Annotated in this window: 24 protein-coding genes; 15 read left to right on the forward strand and 9 right to left on the reverse strand. The window is 73.6% G+C overall.

The window, feature by feature from the left end; translation table 11 throughout:
* The first annotated feature begins 125 nt into the window (after positions 1 to 125).
* Positions 126 to 2,087 (forward strand): asparagine synthase (glutamine-hydrolyzing), encoded by a 1,962-nt coding sequence (asnB, locus tag ACTMS0_RS08595; RefSeq protein ID WP_441154562.1) that lies wholly within the window; start codon positions 126 to 128, stop codon positions 2,085 to 2,087.
* Positions 2,088 to 2,156: 69 nt separating this feature from the next.
* On the opposite strand, the gene ACTMS0_RS08600 is transcribed toward asnB, so the two are convergent.
* Positions 2,157 to 3,239 (reverse strand): lytic polysaccharide monooxygenase auxiliary activity family 9 protein, encoded by a 1,083-nt coding sequence (locus tag ACTMS0_RS08600; RefSeq protein ID WP_441154563.1) that lies wholly within the window; start codon positions 3,237 to 3,239, stop codon positions 2,157 to 2,159.
* Positions 3,240 to 3,632: 393 nt separating this feature from the next.
* On the opposite strand from ACTMS0_RS08600, the gene ACTMS0_RS08605 reads away from it, so the two are divergent.
* Complete coding sequence (locus ACTMS0_RS08605) at positions 3,633 to 4,568, forward strand: carbohydrate kinase family protein (RefSeq protein WP_441154564.1); 936 nt, start codon at positions 3,633 to 3,635, stop codon at positions 4,566 to 4,568.
* Positions 4,569 to 4,722: 154 nt separating this feature from the next.
* On the opposite strand, the gene ACTMS0_RS08610 is transcribed toward ACTMS0_RS08605, so the two are convergent.
* Both ACTMS0_RS08610 and ACTMS0_RS08615 read right to left on the reverse strand, forming a co-directional pair.
* The gene (locus ACTMS0_RS08610) at positions 4,723 to 5,565 is read right to left on the reverse strand and encodes an MBL fold metallo-hydrolase (RefSeq protein ID WP_441154565.1); all 843 of its coding nucleotides are present in this window, start codon (positions 5,563 to 5,565) and stop codon (positions 4,723 to 4,725) included.
* Positions 5,562 to 5,957, reverse strand: a complete 396-nt coding sequence (locus ACTMS0_RS08615; RefSeq protein ID WP_441154566.1) for a thioesterase family protein — start codon at positions 5,955 to 5,957, stop codon at positions 5,562 to 5,564. The genes ACTMS0_RS08610 and ACTMS0_RS08615 overlap by 4 nt, the downstream gene beginning before the upstream one ends.
* A gap of 116 nt (positions 5,958 to 6,073) precedes the next feature.
* Here ACTMS0_RS08615 and ACTMS0_RS08620 point away from each other — a divergent pair, with 116 nt between their 5' ends.
* Positions 6,074 to 7,144, forward strand: coding sequence for a phosphatase PAP2 family protein (locus tag ACTMS0_RS08620; RefSeq protein WP_441154567.1), 1,071 nt, complete (start codon positions 6,074 to 6,076; stop codon positions 7,142 to 7,144).
* A 9-nt stretch (positions 7,145 to 7,153) separates the two neighbouring features.
* On the opposite strand, the gene ACTMS0_RS08625 is transcribed toward ACTMS0_RS08620, so the two are convergent.
* Genes ACTMS0_RS08625 through ACTMS0_RS08635 form a run of 3 tightly spaced genes read right to left on the reverse strand, consistent with a single transcriptional unit; the run spans position 7,154 to position 9,583 of the window.
* A complete protein-coding gene (locus ACTMS0_RS08625; RefSeq protein WP_441154568.1) occupies positions 7,154 to 8,776 on the reverse strand; it encodes a PH domain-containing protein in 1,623 nt (540 codons plus the stop codon).
* Positions 8,773 to 9,336, reverse strand: a complete 564-nt coding sequence (locus ACTMS0_RS08630; protein WP_441154569.1) for a PH domain-containing protein — start codon at positions 9,334 to 9,336, stop codon at positions 8,773 to 8,775. The genes ACTMS0_RS08625 and ACTMS0_RS08630 overlap by 4 nt, the downstream gene beginning before the upstream one ends.
* Positions 9,337 to 9,358: 22 nt before the next feature.
* Complete coding sequence (locus ACTMS0_RS08635; protein WP_441154570.1) at positions 9,359 to 9,583, reverse strand: hypothetical protein; 225 nt, start codon at positions 9,581 to 9,583, stop codon at positions 9,359 to 9,361.
* 239 nt (positions 9,584 to 9,822) lie between these two features.
* Here ACTMS0_RS08635 and ACTMS0_RS08640 point away from each other — a divergent pair, with 239 nt between their 5' ends.
* The 3 genes from ACTMS0_RS08640 to ACTMS0_RS08650 are packed head-to-tail and all read left to right on the forward strand — an operon-like array spanning position 9,823 to position 12,856.
* On the forward strand, positions 9,823 to 10,929 hold the full coding sequence (locus ACTMS0_RS08640) for an AAA family ATPase (RefSeq protein ID WP_441154571.1): 1,107 nt from the start codon (positions 9,823 to 9,825) through the stop codon (positions 10,927 to 10,929).
* On the forward strand, positions 10,908 to 11,909 hold the full coding sequence (locus ACTMS0_RS08645; protein WP_441154698.1) for a DUF58 domain-containing protein: 1,002 nt from the start codon (positions 10,908 to 10,910) through the stop codon (positions 11,907 to 11,909). The genes ACTMS0_RS08640 and ACTMS0_RS08645 overlap by 22 nt, the downstream gene beginning before the upstream one ends.
* On the forward strand, positions 11,906 to 12,856 hold the full coding sequence (locus ACTMS0_RS08650) for a VWA domain-containing protein (RefSeq protein WP_441154572.1): 951 nt from the start codon (positions 11,906 to 11,908) through the stop codon (positions 12,854 to 12,856). The genes ACTMS0_RS08645 and ACTMS0_RS08650 overlap by 4 nt, the downstream gene beginning before the upstream one ends.
* A gap of 77 nt (positions 12,857 to 12,933) precedes the next feature.
* Here the strand turns inward: ACTMS0_RS08650 and ACTMS0_RS08655 are convergent, their stop codons facing one another.
* Positions 12,934 to 13,086, reverse strand: coding sequence for a hypothetical protein (locus ACTMS0_RS08655; protein WP_155331292.1), 153 nt, complete (start codon positions 13,084 to 13,086; stop codon positions 12,934 to 12,936).
* Between the two features lie 419 nt (positions 13,087 to 13,505).
* Between ACTMS0_RS08655 and fabG the strand changes: the two genes are divergently transcribed.
* From fabG to ACTMS0_RS08675, 4 genes are all read left to right on the forward strand, one after another.
* On the forward strand, positions 13,506 to 14,210 hold the full coding sequence (gene fabG / locus ACTMS0_RS08660; protein ID WP_441154573.1) for a 3-oxoacyl-ACP reductase FabG: 705 nt from the start codon (positions 13,506 to 13,508) through the stop codon (positions 14,208 to 14,210).
* A gap of 23 nt (positions 14,211 to 14,233) precedes the next feature.
* Complete coding sequence (gene fabI / locus ACTMS0_RS08665; protein WP_441154574.1) at positions 14,234 to 15,001, forward strand: enoyl-ACP reductase FabI; 768 nt, start codon at positions 14,234 to 14,236, stop codon at positions 14,999 to 15,001.
* 98 nt (positions 15,002 to 15,099) lie between these two features.
* A complete protein-coding gene (locus tag ACTMS0_RS08670; protein ID WP_441154575.1) occupies positions 15,100 to 16,131 on the forward strand; it encodes a ferrochelatase in 1,032 nt (343 codons plus the stop codon).
* Positions 16,132 to 16,165: 34 nt separating this feature from the next.
* Positions 16,166 to 16,945: an HAD-IIA family hydrolase gene (locus tag ACTMS0_RS08675; protein ID WP_441154576.1), complete on the forward strand. Its 780-nt coding sequence runs from the start codon at positions 16,166 to 16,168 to the stop codon at positions 16,943 to 16,945.
* An 80-nt stretch (positions 16,946 to 17,025) separates the two neighbouring features.
* Here ACTMS0_RS08675 and ACTMS0_RS08680 read toward each other — a convergent pair whose 3' ends face one another.
* Positions 17,026 to 17,820 (reverse strand): hypothetical protein, encoded by a 795-nt coding sequence (locus tag ACTMS0_RS08680; protein ID WP_441154577.1) that lies wholly within the window; start codon positions 17,818 to 17,820, stop codon positions 17,026 to 17,028.
* Positions 17,821 to 18,036: 216 nt separating this feature from the next.
* Here ACTMS0_RS08680 and ACTMS0_RS08685 point away from each other — a divergent pair, with 216 nt between their 5' ends.
* On the forward strand, positions 18,037 to 18,852 hold the full coding sequence (locus ACTMS0_RS08685) for a DUF3097 domain-containing protein (protein ID WP_441154578.1): 816 nt from the start codon (positions 18,037 to 18,039) through the stop codon (positions 18,850 to 18,852).
* Positions 18,853 to 18,897: 45 nt separating this feature from the next.
* On the opposite strand, the gene ACTMS0_RS08690 is transcribed toward ACTMS0_RS08685, so the two are convergent.
* Positions 18,898 to 20,208 carry a serine hydrolase domain-containing protein gene (locus ACTMS0_RS08690; RefSeq protein ID WP_441154579.1) on the reverse strand — a complete coding sequence of 437 codons (1,311 nt, stop codon included), beginning with the start codon at positions 20,206 to 20,208 and terminating at the stop codon, positions 18,898 to 18,900.
* A gap of 85 nt (positions 20,209 to 20,293) precedes the next feature.
* On the opposite strand from ACTMS0_RS08690, the gene ACTMS0_RS08695 reads away from it, so the two are divergent.
* The 4 genes from ACTMS0_RS08695 (at position 20,294) to ACTMS0_RS08710 (ending at position 25,217) form a co-directional block, all read left to right on the forward strand.
* Positions 20,294 to 20,761 (forward strand): NfeD family protein, encoded by a 468-nt coding sequence (locus ACTMS0_RS08695; RefSeq protein WP_441154580.1) that lies wholly within the window; start codon positions 20,294 to 20,296, stop codon positions 20,759 to 20,761.
* A 4-nt stretch (positions 20,762 to 20,765) separates the two neighbouring features.
* Positions 20,766 to 21,875, forward strand: coding sequence for an SPFH domain-containing protein (locus ACTMS0_RS08700; RefSeq protein WP_441154581.1), 1,110 nt, complete (start codon positions 20,766 to 20,768; stop codon positions 21,873 to 21,875).
* Positions 21,876 to 22,018: 143 nt separating this feature from the next.
* Positions 22,019 to 22,828, forward strand: coding sequence for a hypothetical protein (locus ACTMS0_RS08705; protein WP_441154699.1), 810 nt, complete (start codon positions 22,019 to 22,021; stop codon positions 22,826 to 22,828).
* A gap of 193 nt (positions 22,829 to 23,021) precedes the next feature.
* Positions 23,022 to 25,217 carry a transglycosylase domain-containing protein gene (locus tag ACTMS0_RS08710; RefSeq protein ID WP_441154582.1) on the forward strand — a complete coding sequence of 732 codons (2,196 nt, stop codon included), beginning with the start codon at positions 23,022 to 23,024 and terminating at the stop codon, positions 25,215 to 25,217.
* Positions 25,218 to 25,248 lie beyond the last annotated feature (31 nt).

The raw sequence follows: 25,248 nt of genomic DNA on the forward strand, positions 1-25,248 counted from the left end.
TGCCGGCGGGGACCCGGCGGTGGCCCGGCTGCTCACGCCGCCGCCGCCGGCCGCGGCCCCGACCGTCCGGCCCGTTCGCCGGACGGCCGCGACGCCCGTGACGACCGCGTGGAAAGATGACGACCATGTGCGGACTCCTGGCCTTCTTCAGCGCGCGCGGCGACGCCGCCGCCCACCGCGACCACATCGCCGGGGCGTTGGAATGCCTGCACCACCGAGGCCCGGACGAGACCGGGGTCGAGGTGGTCGGCGACGCGACCGGCCGGTACGCGGACGGGGTGTTCGCCCACAAGCGGCTGGCGATCATCGACGTGGCCTCCAGCCACGAGCCGCTGCCGTACGCGAACGGGCGCTACCTGCTGACCTTCAACGGCGAGATCTACAACTACATCGAGCTGCGGGAGGAGTTGGCCCGCGACTTCGGGGCGCAGTTCGCCACCGCCGGTGACGGCGAGGTGATCGTCGCCGGCTACCACTACTGGGGTGAGCAGGTGCTCACCCGGCTGCGCGGCATGTTCGCGTTCGTCATCTGGGACCGGCAGGAGCGGCGCGCGTTCGGTGGCCGCGACTACTTCGGCATCAAGCCGCTGCACTACCTGGAGACCGCCGACGGCCTCTACCTCGCCTCGGAGAAGAAGGCGCTGCTGCCGTTCGCGCCGGCCAACTACGCCGGTGACGCCGGCATCGACACGGCGAACCTCAGCCACTACCTGACCCTCCAGTACGTGCCCGAGCCGGGCACCCTCCACCAGGGCATCCGCCGGATCGGCTCGGGCGAGTACCTGACCTGGACGCCGGGCGGTCGCATCGACGTCCGTCGCTGGTACCGGCCGGTGTTCCGGCCCGCCCCGGTCGCGGACGAGCAGAAGCTCTACCACGAGATCCGGGAGACGTTGCGGGAGAGCGTCCGGATGCACATGCGCTCGGACGTGCCGGTCGGCTCGTTCCTGTCCAGCGGCATCGACTCCACCGCCGTGGTCGCGCTGGCCCGCGAGTTCAACCCGAACATCCTGACCTTCACGGTCGGCTACGACGTCCCCGGCTACTCGGAGATCGACGTCGCCCAGGAGTCGGCCCGTCACCTCGACGTGACCACGATCCCGACCAAGATCGGGCCGCAGGACATGATCGAGGCGCTCCCGAAGATCGTCTGGCACCTGGACGACCCGGTCGCCGACCCGGCGCTGGTGCCGCTGTACTTCGTGGCGAAGAAGGCCGCCGAGCACGTCACCGTGGTGCTCTCCGGCGAGGGTGCCGACGAGTTCTTCGGCGGCTACACGATCTACCGGGAGCCGCTCTCGCTGAGCGCCGTCAACGGGCTGCCCGGCGGCGTGCAGAAGGGCCTGCGGGCGGTCTCCAAGGCCATCCCCCAGGGCGTCAAGGGCAAGAGCTTCCTGGAGCGCGGCACCACCCCGCTCGAGGAGCGGTACTACGGCAACGCGCGGATGTTCACCGAGGAGGAGAAGCAGCAGTTGCTGCGCCGGTACGACCCCTCGGTGCGCTACACCGACGTCACCGCCCCGATCTACGCCGAGTGCACGGAGCTCGACGACGTCACCAAGATGCAGTACGTCGACCTCTACACCTGGCTGCGCGGGGACATCCTGGTCAAGGCCGACCGGATCTCGATGGCCCACTCGCTCGAGGTGCGGGTGCCCTTCCTCGACCGCGAGGTCTTCGAGGTCGCGTCGAAGATCCCGGTCGACCTGAAGCTCCCGCCCCGCTCGGACGCCACGAAGTACGCGATGCGCCAGGCGTTGCAGGGGGTCGTGCCGCCGGCCATCGTGAACCGGAAGAAGCTGGGCTTCCCGACCCCGACGCGGGTCTGGCTGCGCGGCGAGATGTACGAGTGGGCCCGGCACGTGCTGGCCATCTCCGGCGCGGGCGACCTGCTCGACCTGTCGTACGCGCTGCGGCTCCTCGAGGAGCACAAGCGGGAGGAGGCGGACCACTCCCGCAAGGTGTGGACGGTGCTGATCTTCTGCATCTGGCATGCCATCTTCGTGGCGAAGACCCTCGACCCCGGCATCCAGCGCAACCAGTCCGCCCTGCTCACGAAGCCGGTCGTCGGCAGCATGGTCCGCTGAGGTGTAAGGAAGGGCCCCCTGTTAACGCCTGGCGCATAGCAGGGGGCCCTGCTTAACACCTTCCGCCCGTCAGCGGCCGGTGCAGGTGACCGTCGGTAGCGCGTTGGTGCCGGTGGTGCTGGCGAGGAAGCCGAACGTGGTTCTCCCCTCCGGTGCCAAGGTGCCGTTGTAGGACGCGTTGGTCACCGTGACGGACGACCCGGACGTGGTCTGTGTGCCGTTCCAGACCTGCGTGATCGACTGCCCGCTGGGCCAGGTCCAGGTCGCCGTCCAGCCGGACCACGTCGTACGGGTGTGGTTCATGATCTCGACTTCGCCCTGGAAGCCGCCCTGCCACGAGCCGACCACCTTGTAGACCGCCATGCAGTCCCCGGAGTGCGGCGGCGGCGTGGTCGGGTTCGGCGGGGGAGTCGTCGGGTTGGGCGGCGGGGTGGTGCCACCCGAGCCGATGCCGGTCACCTCACCGTTGCCGCCGTCGAACGTCACGTCCGAGCAGCCGAAGAAGTTCTCGTTGCTGTCCGAGCGGACCCACCGCGAGTAGATGATGTGCCGGCCGCTCTTGTTGGCCGGCAGCGTGCCGGTGAAGTAGTAGTGGCCGTCGTTGGTGCCCACCGCGCCCCGCTGCGGCGGGTTGGTGACGGTGAGGAACGGCTCCTCCTCCAGGTCGCTCCAGGCCAGCGGACGGGTCGGGCTCCAGCTGTCCCTGGTGACGTAGAAGTAGAACGTCCCCGGGTGGTGCGCCCAGTTGCTGTAGCGGAACTCCATCGTCCGGCCGGCCGTCAGGTGGGTCAGCGGCCAGTCGGTGCGGGCCAGGTCGTAGCCGCGGAACCCGGAGTTGCCGCCGCTGCACAGTTGGCCGTCCGGGATGAAGCCGACGGTGCGGCCCCCCGCGTCGGAGCGCAGCAAACTGAACCAGTTGTAGAGCGAGTTGGCGCCGCTCTGGGCCACCGCGGCGGAACAGGCGGGGTTGTTCGGCCGGATCTCTCCGGTGGCGGTCAGCCCGTCCTTCCAACACAGGAACGTCCGGCTGCCCGGCGTCATGGCGGCACCGTGGGCGGCGGCCGGTTCGGGACCGGCGGTGAGCGCGACGGCGCCCACGAGGAGGGTCGTGGCCGCGGTGAGCAGCGCGGCCGTACGGGAACGGTGGGACACGGGTACTCCTGACTCGCGGGGCGCGGACCGCCCCGCGGGTGACGCGCACGGGCGGCACGGCCGGCCCGCTGCGACGAGCGGTCACGACGGTCGCGGCGGGCGTGCGCAGGAGATGCGGGCACGAGCGCCGCAGCGGTCCGCCTCGCGGACCGGTGCCCTCGCGTGGATGTCCCGGCGCCGGCGGCGCGGCAGCCCCCGCACCCCGGCATGCGTCATCCCATCACGGTCAACCGGCCGGATGCAATAGCCGTTGCTCGATATGTCGGTCGAGTCGCCCCGGCGCCCGGACCATCAGGAAGCGACCTGCTCCGGGGAGGCGTCGAGTGGGACCCTTCGGCACCCGCGCACGGCTACGGTGGGCGGTGCGGAGGGTTCGGCGGACGGAGGACCGGGATGGGATACGCGGTGGTGCTCGGCGAGGCGCTGGTCGACCTCCTCGACGCCGAATGCGACGGCGAACCGGTCTACCGGCAGGCCGTCGGCGGCGGGCCCCTCAACGTGGCGGTCGCCGTGGCCCGGCTCGGCGGCCAGGTCGAGTTCGTCGCCTCGCTGGGCGACGACGCGCTGGCCACCCGCATCCGGAAGGTCCTGAGCCGCTCCGGCGTCGGCCTGGCCGGCGCGGTCACCGCGCTGGCGCCGACCGCGCTCGCGGTGGCGACCTACACCGGTCCCGAGCCGGACTTCCGCTTCTACGGCGAGCCGCCCTCGTACGCGCTGCTCACCCCCGACGACCTGGACGCCGACCTGGTGGCCGGCGCGGACGTCCTCTACTGCGGCTCGATCGTCCTGCTGCACCCGCCGACGCTCGCCGCCGCCCGCCGCGCCTGGTCCCTCGCCACCGGCCTGCGGGTGTTCGACCCGAACGTCCGGCCCCGGCTGCTGGACGGCCCGGCGGCGCTGGACGGGCTCCGCGGGGTGGTGGCCGAGTTCGCCGCCGGCGCCCACCTGGTCAAGCTGAGCAGCGCCGACGCCGCTCTGCTCTACCCCGGCGAGCCGGTCGAGGGCGTCGCCGCGCACCTGCGCGAGCTGGGCGCCGGGACCGTCGTGCTGACGCTCGGCGCCGCCGGCGCGGTGGTCGCCCCCGTCGGTGGCGATCCGGTACGCGTACCCGCCCCCAAGGTCGACGCGGTGGACGCGACCGGTGCCGGTGACTCGGTGATGGGGGCGCTCGTCGCGGATCTGCTCGTCGACGGCGAGCCCGTGGAGCCCGCCGGGTGGCACGAGCGGGTCGCCTTCGCGCTCCGGGTCGCCGGCCTTGTCTGCGAGTCGCGGGGCGGCGCCACCGCGATGCCCACCCGCGCGGAGGTGGTCAACCGCTTCGCCGGCTGACGGAGGCGGCGGGTCAGGCGGTGGTGGCGCGTCCCGGCCCGCCTCCGCGATCTTGCACTTTCTGCCCCGACGAAACGGGATGGAAGCCGCGAATCAGGGACCGAAAGTGCATGATCGCCGCGGGTCGGGGGGGCGGGGTCGGGGCGGCGCGAGGTTAGAGGGTGCCGTCCAGTTCGGCGTAGCCGCGGCGGGCGGCGGTCAGGGCCGGGCGGGCGCCGAAGGGGGCCTCCGCGGCCACCCGCTCCGGGGGCGCGCCACCGGTGTGGCCGGCGCGGATGAGCCACGCCAGGTCGGCGAGCTGCGCGTGCTGGGCCCGGACGAAGTCGGCGTCCACCGGATCGCCGTGCCCGGGGACGACCACGGTCGAGGCGGTGGTCATCCGGAGCAGCTCGGCGACGCTCTCCGGCCACTGCAACGGGTACGACTCCTCGAAGGCCGGCGGCCCGCTCTGCTCGACGAGGTCCCCGGCGACCAGCACGTCGGCGTCGGGGACGTGCACCACCAGGTCCCCGGCGGTGTGCCCGCGACCGGGGTGGCGCAGCACCACCCGCCGGCCGCCCACGTCGAGCGCGGTCTCGGCGTGCACGGTGTACGTCGGCGCCAGCAGCTCGGTGCCGGCCAACTCCTCGGCGAGGGCGGGCTGCTCGTCGCGCATCTCCTCGTACGCCTCCCGGCGCAGCCGGTCCGGATCGCGCAGGGCGGCGGCGGCCAGCTCGTGCGCGTACACCGGCCGGGGCGGGTCGCCGGCGAGTGTCGCGTTGCCGAAGCAGTGGTCGAAGTGGTGGTGCGTGTTCACCACCGTCCACGGGTGGGCGGTGACCGCCCGGGCCGCCTCGGCCAGCTGCGCCGCCTGCCGGGCCGTGGAGAGGGTGTCGACCAGCAGCGCCGCGCCGTCGCCCACGACCAGCGTGACGTTGACCCGCAGCAGCGGCTCGCACAGCACGTGCACCCGGTCGGCGATCTCGACGAAGCTGCCGGTGGCGGAGTGGCCGGTCATGACGGCCGGGCGGCGCGCTCCACGAAGCGCTGCCGGTCGACCAGCAGCCGCTCCACCCGGCCCTCGGCGACGGTCGTGTCGCCCTCGGTGACCGACACCTCGAACAGCAGCCGCCGCCCGTCGACCTTCGCGAGGCGGGCAAGTGCCACCACCGTGCGCCCGACCGGCGTGGGGGCCCGGTGGTCCAGCTCGACCCGGACGCCGACGGTGGTCGAGCCGCTCGGCATCCGGGTGGCGGTCGCCGCGACCGTCGCCGCCTCGGCCAGTGCGAGGACCCGCGGCGTGCCGAGCACCGGCACGTCCCCGGAGCCGACCGCCTGCGCCGTGTCGGCGTCGGTGACGGTCAGTTCGACGCGGGCGGTCAACCCCGCCGTGAAGGGCTGCTCCTGCATGGCCCAAGCCTAAGCGCTGCGCCATCGGCGGGCCACGGCTGCGCCGAACCCACGGAGGTCAACCCCCGGTGGTCCTCCGTCCGCCTGCACGGCGACCGCCGTTAACCTTGACCGCGATGTCTGTCGCGACCGACCCCCAGCCCCCCGCCCGCACCGACCCGTCCCCGGTGCCCGACGGCGGGCGCCGCCGCGTGGTGGCGATGACCGTCTGGGGTGTCGCCTTCGTCGCCGGCTGGCTTCTCATCGGGCTGCCCACCGACCCGGCGTACGCGTTCCTGTGGATCTGGGCCGTGACGATCGCCTGGAACTCCACCCGGCCGTGGCGGAGCCACCTTCGCTTCGCCCGGGACTGGCTGCCGGTCGTGCTGCTGCTCGTTCTCTACAACCTGTCGCGGGGCTTCGCCGACAACGGGGCGACGCCGCACGCGTACGAGCTGATCGTCGCCGACCGGCTGATGTTCGGCTGGGCCACCGACGGGCAGGTGCCGACGGTCTGGCTCCAGCAGCACCTGTACCAGCCCGAGGTGCGATGGTGGGACGTCCTGGCCAGCTGGGTCTACTTCTCGCACTTCGTGGTGGCGCTGGCCGCCGCCGCCGTGCTCTGGCTGCGGGACCGGGGCCGGTGGGCGGCCTTCATGCGCCGCTGGGGCTTCCTCTGCGCCACGGGCCTGGTGACCTACTTCCTCTACCCGGCCGCCCCGCCCTGGTGGGCGGCGCAGAACGGGCTGCTGGAGGAGGTCGCCCGGATCTCCACCCGGGGTTGGAAGGCGTTCGGCCTGCACGGCGCCGGCAACCTGCTCAACGCCGGTCAGATCGCCTCGAACCCGGTCGCCGCGATGCCGTCGCTGCACACCGCGTTCGCCCTGTTCGTCGTGCTGTTCTTCCTGCGCGCGACGCGGAAGCGGTGGTGGCCGCTGCTGCTCGCGTACCCGCTGGCGATGACGTTCACCCTGGTGTACTCCGGCGAGCACTACGTGATCGACGTGCTCGTCGGCTGGGCGTACGTGGGGATGACCTTCCTCGCCGTCGGCCTGGGCGAGCGCTGGTGGGCGGCGCGGCGCGCCCGGCGCGCCCCGGCCGAGGTCGTCTGGCGTATCCCGCGCCCGCGCGCCGGGCGTACCCCGGATGGGCCGCTGGCTGACCAGGTGCCCGCGCCAGGCGACGACGCGGTGTCCGCCGGCCGCTGACCGCCGGGCTCAGCCGGCGCGGCGCGCGGCGTGCGCGCGCGCCGTCAGCTCCGCCGCCAGGGCCCACGCCTCGGCCACGTCCCGGTCGCTCGCGGCCGCGCCGGCGCCGCCGGCCGTGTCGGCGTGCACCGTCGCCAGCCGCAGCCGCCGCTGCGCCGGCCCCTGCACGACCCGCACGCTCTGGATCCGCGCGTACGGCACGACGACGACCTGCCGGGTGAGCAGGCCGGACCGGGCGGCGAAGACCTTCTCGTGCAGCCCCGCGCCGAGCACGTTCCGGCTGAGCGGGTTGAGCCAGCGGGCCCGCGCCGGCGGTGCGGTCAGCGGCAGCTCGCCCAGGCGCACCCCGGGCAGCACCTCGGCGAGGATCGCCTCCGCCGTGGGCAGGTCGCCGACCGGGAGCAGCCGGTCCGGCCGGTTGCGCGCGTCCGACTCGCCCACGGCGTAGCCGGCCACCTCCAGCCGCAGCCGCAGCCACCCCTTGATCCGCCACAGCAGCGGCCAGGTCGCGCCGACCGTCTGCACCCGGTGCAGCGGCACGGTCTGCGCGCGGGTCTCCAGCAGCCCGTTGCGGACGCGCAGCGTGCCGGCGTCCAGGGCGAGCCGGAAGTTCCAGTCGTCCAGCACCCGGCGGATCGGTTGCAGCAGCACGCCGGCCATGGCGGTCAGCGTGCTCGCCACCGCGATGAACGACCACGACCCCTCGGAGAGGAACTGCGCCACCACGAACGCCACGCCGAACGGGATCATGAACGCCTGCGGCGTCAGCAACTGGCTGAGCAGCAGGTCCTTGTTGCGGACGGTGTGCAGCGGCCGGCCCGGCGGGGCGGCCGCGTCGGCCGGCGCCGCACCCCCGGCCGGGGCCTCCGGTGCGGCGGCGTCCTGCGGGGCGCGGCCGGCCAGGGCGAGCAGTCGCTGCCGGAGGGCCGTCGCGTCCGCGACGCTGAGGTACGCCAGCGGCGCCTCGGTCTTGCCGCCGCCGACCACCTCGAGCCGCAGCTCGGCGAGGCCGGTGAGCTGGGCGAGCAGCGGCCGGACCACCTCGACGGCCTGGAGCCGCTCCAACGGGATGGCGCGGGTACGCCGCCACAGCAGCCCCTCGTACACCCGCAGCTCGCGGCCGACGACGTGGTAGCCGGTGTTGTACCAGCTGATCACCGCGAGCACGGTGGCGCCCAGCGCGAGCGCCGCCGCCAGCACCGCGAACCAGCCGAAGCCCACCCGGGACAGCGTCGACCAGGAGAGCCCGGCGATCACCACGACCAGGGACTTGGCGCCGTGCAGCACCGGGGACAGCGGGTGCAGGCGCTGCCGGGGCTCCACCTCGCCGGGCGGGAGTCCGGGGCCCGGAGCCGGCTGACGGGGCCCGCCGTGCGGCGGCCCCGACCCGTCCGGCACGCCGGAGTGCGGGAACCCGGCCGGGTGCGGTGGCCCGCCGGGATGCGACGGTTGCGCGTGTGCCCCGGGCTGCGCTCCCGGCCCGGGAACCGGGTACGGCGGGTATCCGCCGGGGTGCGGCGCGGCACCGGCGAGCGGGTACGGGCCGGGGTGCGGCGCGGCACCGGCGGGCGGGTGCGGCTCCGGGGCGGGTCCCCGGACCTCCTGCGGGCCCCGCTCGGCCGGGTCGCTCACAGGCCCTCCGCCCGGTCCCGGCCGAGCGCGGTGAGCCGGTCGCGCAGCCGGGACGCCTCCGCCGGACGCAGCCCCGGCACGCGGGCGTCGCTGGCCGCCGCGGCGGTGTGCAGCTGGACGGTGGCCAGGTCGAAGGCGCGCTCCAGCGGGCCGGCGCTGACGTCGACGAACTGCATCCGCGAGTACGGGACGATGGACAGCCGGCGGACCAGCAGGCCGTGACGCACCAGCAGGTCGTCCTCGCGTTCGGCGTACCCCCAGGCGCGGACGGCGCGCACGATGGCGACCACCCGCAGGCAGCCGAGCAGCAGCACCACCGCGACCGCCGCCCCGAACAGCCCGCTGCCGCTGAGGGCCCAGCCGGTGGCGAGCCCGGCCACGACGACGAGGAGGAGGGCGGCCAGCCGCAGCAGTTCCACCCAGATCAGATTCGGCGAGACGGACTGCCAGCGGACGGTCTCCGGCCACGGCTCGAGCGGGCCGGCCGACGGCGGGCCGGGCGCGGCCGACGGCGGGTCGGTCGGCGCGGGCGGCGGCCCGGCCAGGTCGTCACCGCTCACCGCGGAAATCCGTTGTGCACGCTCACACTTCGAGGGTAGGCGATCCGGCCACCGGTACGACCTCACGCAGGAAGCCCCGTACGTCGAGGAAGTCGCCGAGGGACGTGCGGTGGTCGGCGCAGGCCAGCCAGGTCTTGCGCCGGGCGGCGTCGTGCAGGCGCGGATTGTTCCACCGCAGCGCCCATTCCGCGGGGGCGCGGCAGCCACGGGCCGAGCAGACCAGGGCGTCGGATGCGGGGGTGTCCATCCCGGCCAGTCTAGGGTGCCGGGGAGGAGAAGATGAGCGCCGGGCGGCCACGGGGGGAGCCGCCCGGCGACGGGGTGAATCGTACACGTGGAGGCCCCGTTCCTGTCCACCCCGTGATCGGCGATTCGGGGCACCGAACGGCGTGGCGGAAATCGGGTTCTCACCGCCTCGCTGCTCAGCCGGGCATGTCAGTCTTGTAACGCACCACGCCCGACAACCGATCATGCTGTGGAGGACCGGTGGCCCAGCCGACCACGCCCGACGTCACGACCCCCGACGGGTCGGGCCCGGAGACACCCGCCCCGGCGACCACGCCGGCCGAGGACGCCACGCTGCTGGAGCGGGCGCTGTTCGAGATCAAGCGGGTGATCGTCGGGCAGGACCGGATGGTCGAGCGGATGATGGTCGCGCTGCTGGCCCGCGGCCACTGCCTGCTGGAGGGCGTCCCCGGCGTCGCGAAGACGCTCGCCGTGGAGACCCTCGCCAAGGTCGTCGGCGGGACGTTCGCGCGGGTGCAGTTCACTCCCGACCTGGTGCCGGCCGACATCATGGGCACCCGGATCTACCGGCAGTCGAGCGAGAAGTTCGACGTCGAGCTGGGGCCGGTGTTCGTCAACTTCCTGCTCGCCGACGAGATCAACCGGGCGCCGGCCAAGGTGCAGTCGGCACTGCTGGAGGTGATGAGCGAGCGGCAGGTGTCGATCGGCGGCGAGACCCACCGGGTGCCCGACCCGTTCCTCGTGATGGCCACGCAGAACCCGATCGAGCAGGAGGGCGTCTACCCGCTGCCGGAGGCGCAGCGGGACCGCTTCCTCATGAAGATCATCGTCGGGTATCCGACGGATGCCGAGGAACGGGAGATCGTCTACCGGATGGGTGTCGCGCCGCCGGAGCCCACGCCGGTGTTCAGCACCCCGGACCTGATCGCTCTCCAGCGCAAGGCCGACCAGGTCTTCGTGCACAACGCCCTGGTCGACTACGCGGTCCGGCTGGTGCTGGCCACCCGCAGCCCGGCCGAGCACGGCATGCCGGACGTCGCGCAGCTCATCCAGTACGGCGCCAGCCCGCGCGCCTCACTCGGCCTGGTCCGCGCCACGCGGGCCCTGGCGCTGCTGCGCGGCCGGGACTACGCGCTGCCGCAGGACGTGCAGGACATCGCGCCCGACATCCTCCGGCACCGGCTGGTGCTCAGCTACGACGCGCTCGCCGACGACGTGCCGGCCGACCACGTGGTCCACCGGGTGATGGCGACGATCCCGCTGCCGTCGGTCGCCCCCCGGCAGCAGGCCACGCCGACGCCGGCCACCGCGCCGCCGGGCGCCGGCTGGCCCGGGCAGCGGCCGTGACCTCACCCACCCGTCGGCCCTCCGACGCCACCCCCCACGACCGCACCGAGGCCGTCCTGTCCCGCCTGCAACTGCTCGTCACACGCAAGCTCGACGGCCTGCTCCAGGGCGACTACGTCGGCCTGCTGCCCGGACCGGGCAGCGAGGCGGGGGAGTCGCGCGAGTACCGCCCCGGCGACGACGTACGCCGGATGGACTGGCCGGTCACGGCCCGGACCACGATGCCGCACGTCCGGCGTACGGTGGCCGACCGCGAGCTGGAGACGTGGCTCGCGGTGGACCTGTCGGCGAGCCTGGACTTCGGCACCGGTCGGTGGCTGAAGCGGGACGTGGTGGTGGCCGCCGCCGCGGCGCTCACCCACCTGACCGTACGCGGCGGCAACCGGATCGGTGCGGTCGTCGGCACCGGCGACGAGCCCGGTGGGGGCGGCTGGCGTCGCCGGCCACCGGCGCCCGGGCCGGGCGTGTTCACCCGGCTGCCCGCCCGCGCCGGGCGCAAGGAGGCGCAGGGTCTGCTGCGGGCGATCGCCGGCACCGAGATCCGTCCCGGGCGCGGCGACCTCGGCGTCCTCGTGGACATGCTGAACCGGCCGCCCCGCCGGCGTGGCGTGGCGGTGGTCGTCTCCGACTTCCTGGCGCCACCGGCGCAGTGGGTCCGCCCGCTGCGCAAGCTACGGGTACGCCACGACGTGCTGGCCGTCGAGGTGGTCGACCCGCGCGAGCTGGAACTGCCCGACGTCGGCGTGCTCCCGGTGGTCGACCCGGAGACGGGCGAGCTGCACGAGGTGCAGACCGCCGATCCGCGGCTGCGCGCCCGGTACGCCGAGGCCGCCGCGGCCCAGCGGGCGGAGATCTCCGCCGCGCTGCGCTCCGCCGGCGCCGCCCACCTGCGACTGCGGACCGACCGAGACTGGCTGCTGGACATGGTGCGCTTCGTCGCCGCGCAGCGGCACGCCCGCACCCGGGGGACGACACGATGATCCGTTTTCTGCAACCGTGGTGGCTGCTGGCCGTGCTGCCGGTGCTCGCCCTCGCCGCGTTCTACGTGTGGCGGCAGTTGCACCGCCGGACGTACGCGATGCGGTTCACCAATGTGGACCTGCTGCGTACGCTCGCGCCGAAGGGCCTGGGCTGGCGCCGGCACGTCCCGGCGACGGCGTTCCTGCTCTGCCTGCTGGTGCTGGCCACCGCCCTGGCCCGGCCGGCGGTGGACACCCGGGAGCCCCTGGAGCGGGCCACCGTCATGCTGGCGATCGACGTGTCGCTGTCCATGCAGGCCGACGACGTGGCGCCGAACCGGCTGGCGGCGGCCCAGGAGGCGGCGAAGCAGTTCGTGAACGAACTCCCGGAGAGCTACAACCTCGGTCTGGTCTCGTTCGCGAAGGCGGCCAACGTGCTGGTCTCCCCGACGAAGGACCGGCAGTCCGTGGTGACCGCCATCGACGGCCTGGTGCTGGCCGAGTCCACGGCGACCGGGGAGGCGGTGTTCACCTGCCTGGAGGCGATCCGGTCGGTGCCGGCCGACGGCGCCGCCGGGATCCCCCCGGCGCGGATCGTCCTGCTCTCCGACGGCTACCGCACCTCCGGCCGGTCGGTCGAGGAGGCCGCGGCGGCGGCGCAGGCGGCCAACGTGCCGGTCTCCACGATCGCCTTCGGCACCGACGGCGGCCAGGTGGACATCGGCGGCCAGTTGCAGCGGGTGCCGGTGGACCGGCTGGCCCTGGCCGACCTGGCGGAGACGACCGAGGGGTACTTCTACGAGGCGGCCTCGGTGAGCGAGCTCAAGCAGGTCTACCAGGACATGGGCTCATCGATCGGATTCCGGACCGAACCCCGCGAGGTCACCCAGTGGTACGCGGGTATGGCGCTGCTGTTCGCGCTCTGCGCCGGGGCGGCGAGCCTACTGTGGTCGTCCCGGATCCTCTGACCCGACGGCTCCCGCGCACCGGTCCAGGGCCCGCCGCCGTCGGATGGCGGCGACCGGTCCTGGACCGGCGCGGAGGATCAGTGACCGCCGTTGGCGAGGACGAAGAGGACGGCCACCCAGACGGCGGCCAGGGTGAAGCCCAGCGGGGCGACGTAACGGCTCATGGGATCGGCTCCGGTGGCGACTGGGCGCGGGCGTGGCAGCCCGCGGGGATGGGTCAGAACGCGCACACGAAGTCGTGACCGGGCGGCTCCGGCCGCACACCAGCGGTCGTCCCGGCCAGCGGCCAGAACGGGTGGTGCGGGGGAGCGAGGCTGGTCAGCCGGGCTGGCGGGTCAGGGCTCAGCGGGGCTGACGGAGGGCCCGGCCACGACTGGGAGGATCGCTATCTCGCACAGCGATCACCTCCTGCGGTCGGCGGGGCCCGGACGCGAGCCGATTTCCCGACTCGCAAACGGGGATCATCGTACACCCGCCGATGCCGGGGCGCGCACTCGGCCGACCGGCCGACGACACCCGTCCACCCGGCCGGGCGTGGTGTGCTTCACACCCCCGTTGACCAGGCCCGACGTCTCCAGCGTTAGCGCTTACCTACCGGTAGCCCCTAGGCTCCGACCGACGTGGAGATCGGCTGAGCAGAGGGGGAACCGTGGCCCGTACCGTCCTGGTCACCGGCGGCAACCGGGGGATCGGCCTGGCCATCGCGCAGGCCTTCGCCAAGCAGGGCGACCGGGTGGCGGTGACCCACCGCAGCGGCGACGCGCCCGAGGGGCTCTTCGGCGTCCGCTGCGACGTCACCGACTACGACTCGGTGGACGCCGCGTTCGGCACGATCGAGGCGGAGCTGGGGCCGGTGGAGGTGCTGGTCTCCAACGCCGGCATCACCGACGACACGCTGCTCATGCGGATGTCGGAGGAGCAGTTCACCCGCGTACTGGACACCAACCTGACCGGCGCGTTCCGCTGCGCCAAGCGGGCCTCGGGGCGGATGCTGCGCGCCAAGTGGGGCCGCATGATCTTCATCTCGTCCGTGATCGGCCTGTACGGCGGCCCGGGCCAGGTCAACTACGCGGCCAGCAAGGCGGGCCTGGTCGGCGTCGCCCGCTCGATCACCCGCGAGCTGGGCAGCCGCAACATCACCGCGAACATCGTCGCGCCCGGCTTCATCGACACCGACATGACCGCCGCGCTGCCCGAGGAGCGCCGCACCGAGTACCGCAAGGCCATCCCGGCGGGCCGGTTCGCGACCGCCGACGAGGTCGCCGGCGTGGTCACCTGGCTGGCCGGGGACACCGCGGCCTACATCAGCGGCGCGGTCATCCCGGTCGACGGCGGCCTCGGCATGGGCCACTGAGAGAGCACGGAGGAAACACCGACATGTCTGGACTGCTGGCCGGCAAGCGGCTGCTGGTCACCGGGGTCATCACCGACGCCTCGATCGCGTTCTCGGTGGCGAAGCTGGCCCAGGAGAACGGCGCGCAGGTCGTGCTCACCGGCTTCGGCCGGCTCTCGCTCGTGGAGCGGATCGCCAAGCGCCTGCCCGAGCCGGCACCGGTGATCGAGCTGGACGTGACCAACACCGAGCACCTCGCCGGGCTCGCCGACAAGGTACGCGAGCACGTCGACGGCCTGGACGGGATCGTCCACTCGATCGGCTTCGCCCCGCAGAGCTGCCTCGGCGGCGGCTTCCTCGACGCCCCCTGGGAGGACGTCGCGACCGCATTGCACGTGTCGACGTACTCCTACAAGTCCCTGGCCATGGCGGCGCTGCCGCTGATGTCGCCCGGCGGCGCGGTGGTCGGGCTCACCTTCGACGCGACCAAGGCGTGGCCGGTCTACGACTGGATGGGCGTGGCCAAGGCCGGGCTGGAGTCCGCCTCCCGCTACCTGGCGCTGCACCTCGGCAAGCAGGGCATCCGCAGCAACCTGGTCGCGGCGGGGCCGCTGCGCACCATCGCCGCGAAGTCGATCCCCGGCTTCGATCAGTTCGAGGACGCCTGGACCGAGCGCGCCCCGCTGGGCTGGAGCCTCACCGACCAGGAGCCGGCCGCCCGCGCCTGCCTGGCGCTGCTGTCGGACTGGTTCCCGGCCACCACCGGCGAGATCGTCCACGTCGACGGCGGCTACCACGCCATCGGCGCCTGAGCGGCACGAAGGTCCCTTCCGCCACGGAGGGGACTTCGTGCCGCCTCGGAACCGGGGGCGTCGTCCACCCGACCAGGGCGGCCGGCAAGAATGGGACCATGGCGTACGACGCGGTGGTGCTGGTTTCCTTCGGCGGGCCGGAACGGCCCGAGGACGTGATGCCGTTCCTGCAGAACGTGACCCGGGGGCGCGGCGTGCCCCCGGAGCGGCTCGCCGAGGTCGCCGAGCACTACCTGCACTTCGGCGGCGTCTCGCCGATCAACCAGCAGTGCCGGGAGCTGCTCACCGCGATCCGGGAGGACTTCGCCGACAACGGCCTCGACCTGCCGGTCTACTGGGGCAACCGCAACTGGGATCCGATGCTCGCCGACACCGTGGCCCGGATGCGGGACGACGGGGTGCAACGGGCACTGGCGTTCGTGACCAGCGCGTTCGGCGGCTACTCGTCGTGCCGGCAGTACCAGGAGGACATCGCCGCGGCCCGCGCCGCGGTCGGCCCGGACGCGCCGGTCATCGAGAAGCTGCGGCAGTTCTGGGATCACCCCGGGTTCGTCGAGCCGCACGCCGACGCGGTGACGGCGGCGTTGGCCCAGCTCGACCCGGCGAAGCGGGACACCACCCGGATCGTGTTCACCGCCCACTCCATCCCCGTCTCGGCGGCCGCCACCGCCGGCCCGCACGGCGGCCGGTACGAGGCGCAGCTCGCCGAGACCGCCCGGCTGGTGCACGCGGCCGCCGCCCCGGACCTGCCGTACGACCTGGTGTGGCAGAGCCGGTCCGGCCCGCCGCAGGTGCCGTGGCTCGAGCCGGACGTCAACGACCACCTCGGCGCGCTGGCCCAGCAGGGCGTGACCAGCGTGGTGGTCAGCCCGATCGGGTTCGTCTCCGACCACCTGGAGGTGGTGTGGGACCTCGACACCGAGGCCCTGGAGACGGCCAAGCAGCTCGGCCTGGACTTCGTCCGTGCCCGCACGCCCGGCACCGACCCGCGGTTCGTCGCGATGGTGCGCGAACTGGTCCGCGAGCGCACCGACCCGGACGGCGCGACGCTGCGCCGCCGCCTGGGCGAACTGCCCATGTGGGACACCTGCCCGACCGCCTGCTGCGTCCCGGCCCGTCGCCCCTCCTGACCGCCCCGCGGCCCGACACCCCCTGGGAATCACGATGCATGACCGCAAGCCCGTCGAGAGCTGGCTCACCGACATGGACGGCGTGCTGGTCCACGAGGGCCAGCCGGTGCCCGGCGCACCGGAGTTCATCGCCAAGCTGCGCGCCTCCGGCAAGCCGTTCCTGGTGCTGACCAACAACTCGATCTACACGCCGCGTGACCTCCAGGCCCGGTTGGCCCGGATGGGGCTGGACGTCCCGGAGTCCGCGATCTGGTCGTCCGCGCTGGCCACCGCGCAGTTCCTGGCCGACCAGCGGCCGGGCGGCACCGCGTACGTCATCGGCGAGGCCGGGCTGACCACGGCCCTGCACGCGGTCGGCTACGTGCTCAGCGACTTCGCACCGGACTACGTGGTGCTGGGGGAGACCCGCACCTACAGCTTCGAGGCGATCACCAAGGCGATCCGGCTGATCAACGACGGCGCCCGGTTCATCTGCACCAACCCCGACGCCACCGGCCCCTCGGTGGAGGGGGCGCTCCCCGCCGCCGGATCGGTCGCCGCGATGATCTCCAAGGCGACCGGCGTGGAGCCGTACTTCGTCGGCAAGCCGAACCCGATGATGATGCGCTCGGCGCTGAACACCATCGACGCGCACTCGGAGAGCACGGCGATGATCGGTGACCGGATGGACACCGACATCCTCTGCGGCTTGGAGGCCGGGCTGGAGACGATCCTGGTGCTCACCGGCATCAGCAGCCGCGCCGAGGCCGAGCGGTACCCGTACCGGCCGTCGCGGATCGTCGACTCCGTCGCCGACCTGATCGACGAGGTCTGACCTACGTCAGGAACTCGGCCAGCACGGGCGCGCGGACGAGGCCGTACGGGTCTTCCTGGCGGCGTACGGCGCGTGACGCGCTACGGGCGCAGCGGGGCGTTGCAGGCGGCGACCAGGGCCTGCCGGCAGGCGGTGGTCAGCGGGCGCAGCGCGGCGTCGCGCTGCTGGGCCTCGTAGTTGTTGACCGCTCCGCCCGGCGCGGCGTGCCCGGCCAGGGCGAGCACCCGGTCCAGCACGGCGGCGCGGGCGAACAGCCGCCGGGCGCGCGGGTCGAACCCGGGCGGCAGGTCGGTGGTGCCGTCGGGGCGGCGCAGCGCCTCCAGGGCCCCGGCCAGCTCGGGGCGCCACTGCGCCACGTCGAGCCGGGTGAGCGCGGCGGTGGTCTCGGCCAGGGCGGCGGCCAGCTCCGCCTCCGCCTCCGCGGCGCCGGGCAGCACGAGCGACGCCGCCGGGGCGTCGGCGGGCAGCGGGTAGACCCGCCACAGCACGGTCTCGAAGGTGTCCCCGGAGCCGGAGGTGTGCGTGCGGACGTGCGGGATCAGGCCGAGCGCGCCGGCCACCACGGCCTCGCCCGCGAGCAGCGCCGCGCCGGCGAAGTCACCCGGCCCGGGCAGCCCGCGCGGGTCACCGGGGGCGGGCAGCACCAGGCGGATCTCGTCCGGCGAGAGCTTGGCGAGGGTGGGCAGGGCCTCGGGCAGCGGAACGTCGGTCCACGTGCCGGGCGCGTCCGCGACGAGGTGCTCCTCGGCACCGGCGATGGCGTCGGCGACCTCGTCGAAGGGCACCAGCCCGGCGCGCCACGCGCGTACCCAGGCAACGAACCGGCTGGACCGGCGCGGCGCGAGAGTGGCCGCGCCCGCTGCGGGGGTGGACATGCCGAAAGGGTACGTGCTGACGACCGCCCCTGTCTCGACTGCCGCCCGTGCCGCCCGTCTCCCGCGCCCTGCTCGTCCCCCTCTCGCCGATCATGGAGTTGTAGCCCCTGCATTGCGGTCTTCGTGGCGATTCGCCCGGGCCGAAAGTGCAAGATCGACGGGTAGGGCGGCGTGGCGGGCCCGGTGGGGTCGGGGAGGCGGATTAGCGTGATCGGCATGGCGGGGCGGTACGACCAGGACGTGTTGGCGGGGGACTGGCGGCGGCGGAAGGTCACCCCGGAGGTGGACGCCGAGATCGATCTCGTGGTCGAGGACGCCGACTCCGGGTTCTGCGGGGCCGTCGTCGGGTTCGAGTCCGGGGCGGTGGTGCTGGAGGACCGGCACGGGCGGCGGCGCAACTTCCCGCTGCTGCCGGCGGCGTTCCTGCTCGACGGCCGGCCGGTGACGCTGCGGCGCCCGGCGCGCCCCACCGTGCCGGCGGCCCGGCGGCGCACCGCCTCCGGCTCGGTCGCGGTCGACAACGTCCGCGCCCAGGTCGCCAAGGCCAGCCGGATCTGGGTGGAGGGCGTCCACGACGCCGCCCTCGTCGAGCGGATCTGGGGCGACGACCTGCGCATCGAGGGCGTCGTGGTGGAGCCGCTGGACGGCGTCGACGCCCTCGACGCGGAGGTACGCGATTTCGCCCCCGGCCCCGGCCGGCGGCTCGGCGTCCTCGTCGACCACCTCGTGCCCAACTCCAAGGAGAGCCGGATCGTGGCCCGGGTGACCTCCCCGTACGTGCTGGTGACCGGGCACCCCTACGTCGACGTGTGGCAGGCGGTGAAACCGGCGGCGCTGGGCATCGCCGCGTGGCCCGTGGTGCCGCCGGGACGGCCCTGGAAGGAGGGGGTCTGCGCCGCCCTCGGCGTGGCCGAGCCCGCCGACATGTGGCGGCACATCCTGTCCCGGGTGAACAGTTTCGCCGACGTCGAGACCCCGCTGATCAACGCGATGGAGCGCCTGATCGACTTCGTCACCGAGCCGGAGGCCTGAGCCGGCGCATGGGGCGCCGGCGCCCGGCACGTCCGGGCGGCCGGCTCAGGGCTCCTCGTCGGGACTGCGGGTGAAGACGAACGTGGCGATGTCCAGCGCCACCGCCGTACCGGCCCCGTCGCGCAGCACCGACAGGATCTCGCCGTTCTCCGGCCCGGAGCGGCCCCGCCAGCGGTCCGGGCCCTCCGCGGTGAACCGGCTGACGCGCTCTCCGCGTACGGCGGCCACCAGCTCGCCCGCCTCCCAGGTGACGTCCATCGGCACGCCCATCCACCACCAGCGGCCCGCCAGCTCGGCCACCTCGTCCGGCGGCGGCGCGGCGGCGGGTCGCCACGGCGCCGGGGGTGCCGGCTCGGCGTCCAGCACGAGGTCGAGCAGCCGCAGGGCGAGGCCGCCGATCCCGCCGCTGCGGAAGCCGTACGAGTTGGCGTAGCCGACCACGGCGGTGCGGCTCGGGCGGTGCACCGCGAGCGCGGCGACGTAGCCGGGCATCGAGCCGCCGTGCCCCACGTACACGCGGTCGCCGCGCCGGTAGAGCTCCAGGCCAAGGCCGTGCCCGCCGGTCCACGAGTCGAGGTCGCTCAGCACCACCGGGGCGCACATCTCGGTCACCGTCTCCGGCGACAGCACGTGCGGGGCGGGGTCGGCGAGGAACGCCGCCCAGCGGGCCAGGTCGGCCACGGTCGACCAGAGCTGCCCGGCGGGGGCCATGGCCCGGGTGTCCGTCCGCGGCTCCTCCCGCAGCGTGTCGGTCCAGGGGTGCACCACGTAGCCGCGGGCGAACGGCTCGGTCGCCGCGTACGTGGTCCGGCGCATGCCCAGCGGGTCCAGGATCCGCTGCCGCAGCAGGTCGGCCCAGGTGGTGCCGGTGACCCGTTCGAGCACGCCGCCCAGCAGCCCGTACGCCAGGTTCGAGTAGTGGTACGACCGGTGCGGCGGGTACGCGATCTTGTCGGCGTGCAGCCCGGCGAGCAGTGCCGCCAGGTCGCCGCCCTCGGCGCGCTCCCACCAGGAGCCCACCGGTTCCCGTTGCAGGCCGCTCGCGTGGCCGAGCAGCTGCCGCAGGGTCAACCCGCCGACCGGGGTGCCCGGCAGGTGCTTCTCGAGCGGGTCGTGCAGCGCCAGCCGGCCCGCGTCGCGCTCCTGGAGGACGAGCGTCGCGGTCATCGTCTTGCTGATGGAGCCGATCCGGTACTGCAGGTCGGCGTCCGGGCTGGGGGTGTCGCCGGCGGCGGCGAGGTGGGCCAGCTCGCCGGCGCGTACCACCCCCATCACCAGCGACGGCGCACGACCTGCGGACTGCGCCTCGGCGACCAGGACGTCGATCCGGCGCGTGGTCTCGGGCAGCAGGGGCACGGGCCCTCCTCGGTGACGCGGTTGCCGGCAGCCTACTGATCATGACAGTTCGATGACACGTGCATTCGCGTGTCACGATCGTGTTGTGGAAGCGGTGCTGTGGATCGTGCTCGGCGTGGTGCTCGCCGTCGCCGAGATCTTCACGACGACTCTTTTCCTGATCATGTTCGCGGTCGGCGCGTTCGCCGCCGCGGGCGCCGCGGCGCTGGGTGCCCCCGTGGAGATCCAGGCGATCGTCTTCGCCGTGGTCTCGGCGCTGACCGTGCTGGGCGTCCGGCCGGCGCTGCGCCGGCGCTCCGCGCTCGCCGGCGGTGAGCAGCCGTTCGGCGTGGAGGCCATCGAGGGGTCCACCGCCCTCGTGCTGGAGCAGGTCGACGTCAACCATGGCCTGGTCAAGATCGACGGCGAGTTGTGGCAGGCCCGCTCCTACGACGCGACCCAGTCCTTCGCTCCGGGTGACCGGGTGCAGGTGATCCAGGTGCGCGGCGCCACCGCCCTGGTGTGGCGGGACGACGTTTCTTCCTCCGGCGAGCTACCCGACGCGAAAAGGTGAGCATATGGAACTCGTGTTCCCGGTCCTGCTGATAGCCGTGGCGGTGATCGCGGTGGTGACCCTGGCGAAGTCGGTGCGCATCGTGCCGCAGCAGCGTCAGGACGTGGTGGAGCGGCTCGGCCGCTACAAGCGCACGCTGAGCCCGGGGCTGAACCTGCTGGTGCCGTTCGTCGACGCGGTGCGTACCAAGGTCGACATGCGCGAGCAGGTGGTCAGCTTCCCGCCGCAGCCGGTGATCACCTCGGACAACCTGGTGGTCTCGATCGACACGGTCCTCTACTTCAAGGTCGTCGACTCGGTCCGGGCGACGTACGAGATCTCGAACTTCCTCCAGGCCATCGAGCAGCTCACCGTCACCACCCTGCGCAACGTGATCGGCTCCCTCGACCTGGAGCGGGCGCTCACCAGCCGCGAGGAGATCAACCGGCACCTGTCCGGCGTGCTCGACGAGACCACCGGCCGGTGGGGCATCAAGGTCACCCGGGTGGAGATCAAGGCGATCGAGCCGCCGCCGAGCATCCGTGACTCGATGGAGAAGCAGATGCGCGCCGAGCGGGACCGCCGCGCCGCGATCCTCAACGCCGAGGGGCACAAGCAGTCGCAGATCCTGACCGCCGAGGGTGAGAAGCAGGCGGCGGTGCTGCGTGCCGACGGTGACCGGCAGGCGCGGATCCTCCAGGCGGAGGGTCAGGCCAAGGCGATCCGCACCGTCTTCGACGCGATCCACCAGGCGAACCCGAGCCAGAAGGTCCTCGCCTACCAGTACCTCCAGGCGCTGCCGCAGATCGCCAACGGCACCGCCAACAAGGTCTGGATCGTCCCGGCCGAGCTGACGAAGGCGCTGGAGGGCATGGGTGGCGCGTTGGGCGGCCTGAGCCAGATGGTCGGCGACGTCCCGTCGCCGGAGGCCTCCGACGGTGCCAGCCAGGTCGAGCGCGAGGCCGCCGAGGCCGCGCAGGCCGCGGCCGCCGCGGCCCAGGAGATCCACGACGAGGTACGCGTCGCCGAGGCGCAGGCCACCGGCGGCAAGGGGCCGCAGGGGCTGCCCGCGCCGGAGCCGGTCTCGCCGGCCAGCCTCCTCTCCGATCCCGCCGACCAGCGCGAACGGGGCTGACCCGGGAACCGGCGCCAAATACGAGAACTCCTCGTGGGGCGCTCCGGCGCCTGCCACCATCGGTCCTAGGACGGGCGGTGAACAGGCCTCGGGGCGCCCCGGCGTGTCCCGCACCGCTCGTGCAGGGAGCGAGGTCACGCATGATGGATCCGGCGAAGCGGTCACGGTCCTCGGCGCCGGTGCCCGGCGCGCACGACCCCACCGGGCCGCTCGGCACCCGGCGTACCGGCGGTGGTTTCGGGGTGCTGCCGTTCGTCGGGGATCCGCCGCCCGCCCCGCCGGCCACCAACGCCACCTGGGCCTGGTCGCTGCGACGGCTGGCCCGCGCGGCGGTGTGGCTGCTTCCCGCGTACGCGATCCTCTACGGCCTCGTGTCGATGGCCAGTGACGGCGGAATCGGCAACGACCCGTACCCGGCCGACGGCCGTCCCTTCTACCTCGTGGCGTGGGTGGCCACGGTGTGGCTCGGGTTGCTGGCGCTCCTCGCCCTGACCGGCCTGCTCGCGGCGACCCGCAGCCGCCGCGGCGCGGTGACCGGCCTGCTGCTGAGCCTCGCCGGCACCGTGCTCATGCTGCCGTTCGCCGGTCTGGCGGAGGAGACGCCGGTCTTCGGCACCTCCGCCCGCATGCTGGTGCTCGTCGGTGCGACCTTCTACAGCCTGGCGTGGCTGTCGATCGGCTGGGCGGTCGCCCGCTCGGGCATGTTCAGCATGGGGGACGGCACCATGCTGATGATCGCGGCGCCGCTGCTCGGCCTGGGCGGGTCGCTGATCGGCTCGTTGCAGACCTTCGGTGCGATCTTCGTGCTGATCGCCGGTATCGGCATCGGCTACCGTTCCGGCCGCCTGCTCCCGCGCGACATCATCCGCGACGCGACGAACGCCAGCCTGGCCGCAACCCCACCACCCACCCCGTCCACCCCAACCACCCCCCAGGGCCCCCTCGCCACCTGACTCCCACCCGCCCCGACCCCGCCGACCCTGGTTGATCATGAACTTATAGCGCTCCACGTCGGCGTGTCGCTGCGATAACTTCATGATCAACGAGGGTCATGGCTGGGAGGGAGCTGGTTACTCACCGTGAGGTTGCTGACAACAGGCCGCTGGGGGTGGTCGGTTGGCGGCTTTCGTGGCAATCCTGGGGAGCATGGCCTCCCCCAAGCCGCTGGCGCGGCTGTTCACCGTGCTGCTCGCCGGTCTGCTCGCTGGCCTGGTTCTGGCGGTCGCCGCGCTGCCGGGGAACCTGCTGTTCGGGTACGCCGCCCGCGCGGCGCTCGGGGGCTACGCGGCCCTGCCCGAGGCGCTGCGCACCCCGGTCACGCCGCAGCGCTCCTACCTCTACGCCAACGACGGCAAGACGCTGATCACGACGTTCTACGACGTCAACCGCACCGACGTGCCGCTGGACGAGATCGCGCCGGTGATGCGGCAGGCCATCGTCGCGGCCGAGGACCGCCGCTTCTACGACCACGGCGGCGTCGACCTGCGGGGCATGGCCCGCGCCCTGGTCGCCAACGTCTCCGGCGGGGAGACCGCGCAGGGCGGCTCGACGCTGACCATGCAGTACGTCCGCAACGTCCTCAAGACCGACCCGGGCCGCACCGCCGAGGAGCGCGCCGCCGCCACCGAGCAGACCGTCGGGCGCAAGCTCCAGGAGATCCGGTACGCCAACGCGCTCGAGGACAGCCTCGGCAAGGACGAGATCCTCAACCGCTACCTGAACATCGCGTACTTCGGGTCCGGGGCGTACGGCATCGCGGCGGCCAGCCAGCGCTACTTCGCCAAGGCGCCGGCCGACCTGACCCTCGCCGAGGCGGCTCTGCTCGCCGGCCTGGTGCAGTCGCCCGAGGCGTACAGCCCGATCGACGGCGACGCGGACGCGGCGCTGGCGCGGCGGTCGTACGTGCTCGACGCGATGGCCGCCACCGGCGCGATCACCGCCGACCAGGCCGCGGCCGCGAAGGCCGAGGAGCTCACGCTGCGGCCCACCGCCCAGCCCAACGGCTGCACCGCCATGGCCGGCGGTCACGACGACTGGGGCTTCTTCTGCGACTACCTGCGCCAGTGGTGGCTCACCCAGCCGGCCTTCGGCGAGACCGTCGAGGAGCGGGAGCAGGCGCTGCGCCGCGGCGGCTACACCGTCGTCACCTCGCTGGACCCGCAGGTCCAGGCCACCGCGCAGAAGCAGGCCACGAGCGTCTACGGGTACGACAACAAGCGGGCGCTGCCGATCGCCGCGGTCGAGCCGGGCACCGGCCGGGTCCTCGCCATGGCGGTCAACCGGCACTACAGCCTGGACCCGAACCCGGACGGCCAGGCCAACCACCCGAACACCGTCAACCCGCTGATCTCCGGCGGCGGCAGCGTCGCCGGCTACCAGGCCGGGTCGACGTTCAAGCTGTTCACCATGCTCGCCGCCCTGGAGGCCGGCAAGCCCCTGTCCACCGGCTTCGACGCGCCGAGTCGCCTGCCCACCCGGTACGCCGCCGAGGGCGAGGGCGCCTGCGACGGCCGGTGGTGCCCGGCCAACGCCAACCCGGAGTGGATGGACGGGTACCGGATGATGTGGGACGGCTTCGGCCGCTCGGTGAACACGTACTTCGTGTGGCTCGCCGAGCAGGTCGGGCCGGAGAAGGTGGTCGAGATGGCCCAGCGCCTCGGCATCACCTTCCGCGCCGACGCGGACGCCGCCTTCGCCGAGAACGACGCCGAGAACTGGGGCGCCTTCACCCTCGGCGTCGCCTCCACCACCCCGCTCGACCTGGCCAACGCGTACGCCACGGTGGCCGCCGAGGGCACGTACTGCACCCCGCTGCCGGTGGTGTCGGTGACCGCGCCGGACGGCTCGACGGTGCCGGTCGAACCGTCCTGCAAGCGGGTGCTCGACGCCGACGTGGCCCGCGCCGCCACCGACGCCGCCCGCTGCCCGGTCGGCCAGCAGTCGCCGTTCGGCCAGTGCAACGGCGGCACCGCCACCTCGGTGACCCGGATCCTCGACGGCCGTCCGGTCGCCGGCAAGACCGGTAGCTCCGAGGGCAACGCCACCGAGACGTTCGTCGGCTTCACCCCGCAGGTCGCGGTGGCCGGCATCGCCGCCAACCCGGACGATGCGACCGACGCGGTGGGGGGCCCGGTCCAGGCCCGGGTGATCGACGCGGTGGCCCGGGTGATCGCCACCGCCGTCGACGGCCAGCCGGAGAGGGCGTTCGCCGCGCCCAGCCCCGCGCTGGTCGGCGACCCGCAGCGCCCCACCGAGCGCCCGGAGCGGGACCGCCGGCCGCAGCGCGACCCCGCCGACGACCCGCTGGAGAACCTCCGCCGCTGGCTCGACCGCCGCGGCTGAGGTGTAAGGAAGGGCCCCTTGTTAACGCCTG

This window comes from Micromonospora sp. H33, assembly GCF_052068455.1.
In the GTDB taxonomy this organism is placed as follows: Bacteria; Actinomycetota; Actinomycetes; order Mycobacteriales; family Micromonosporaceae; genus Micromonospora.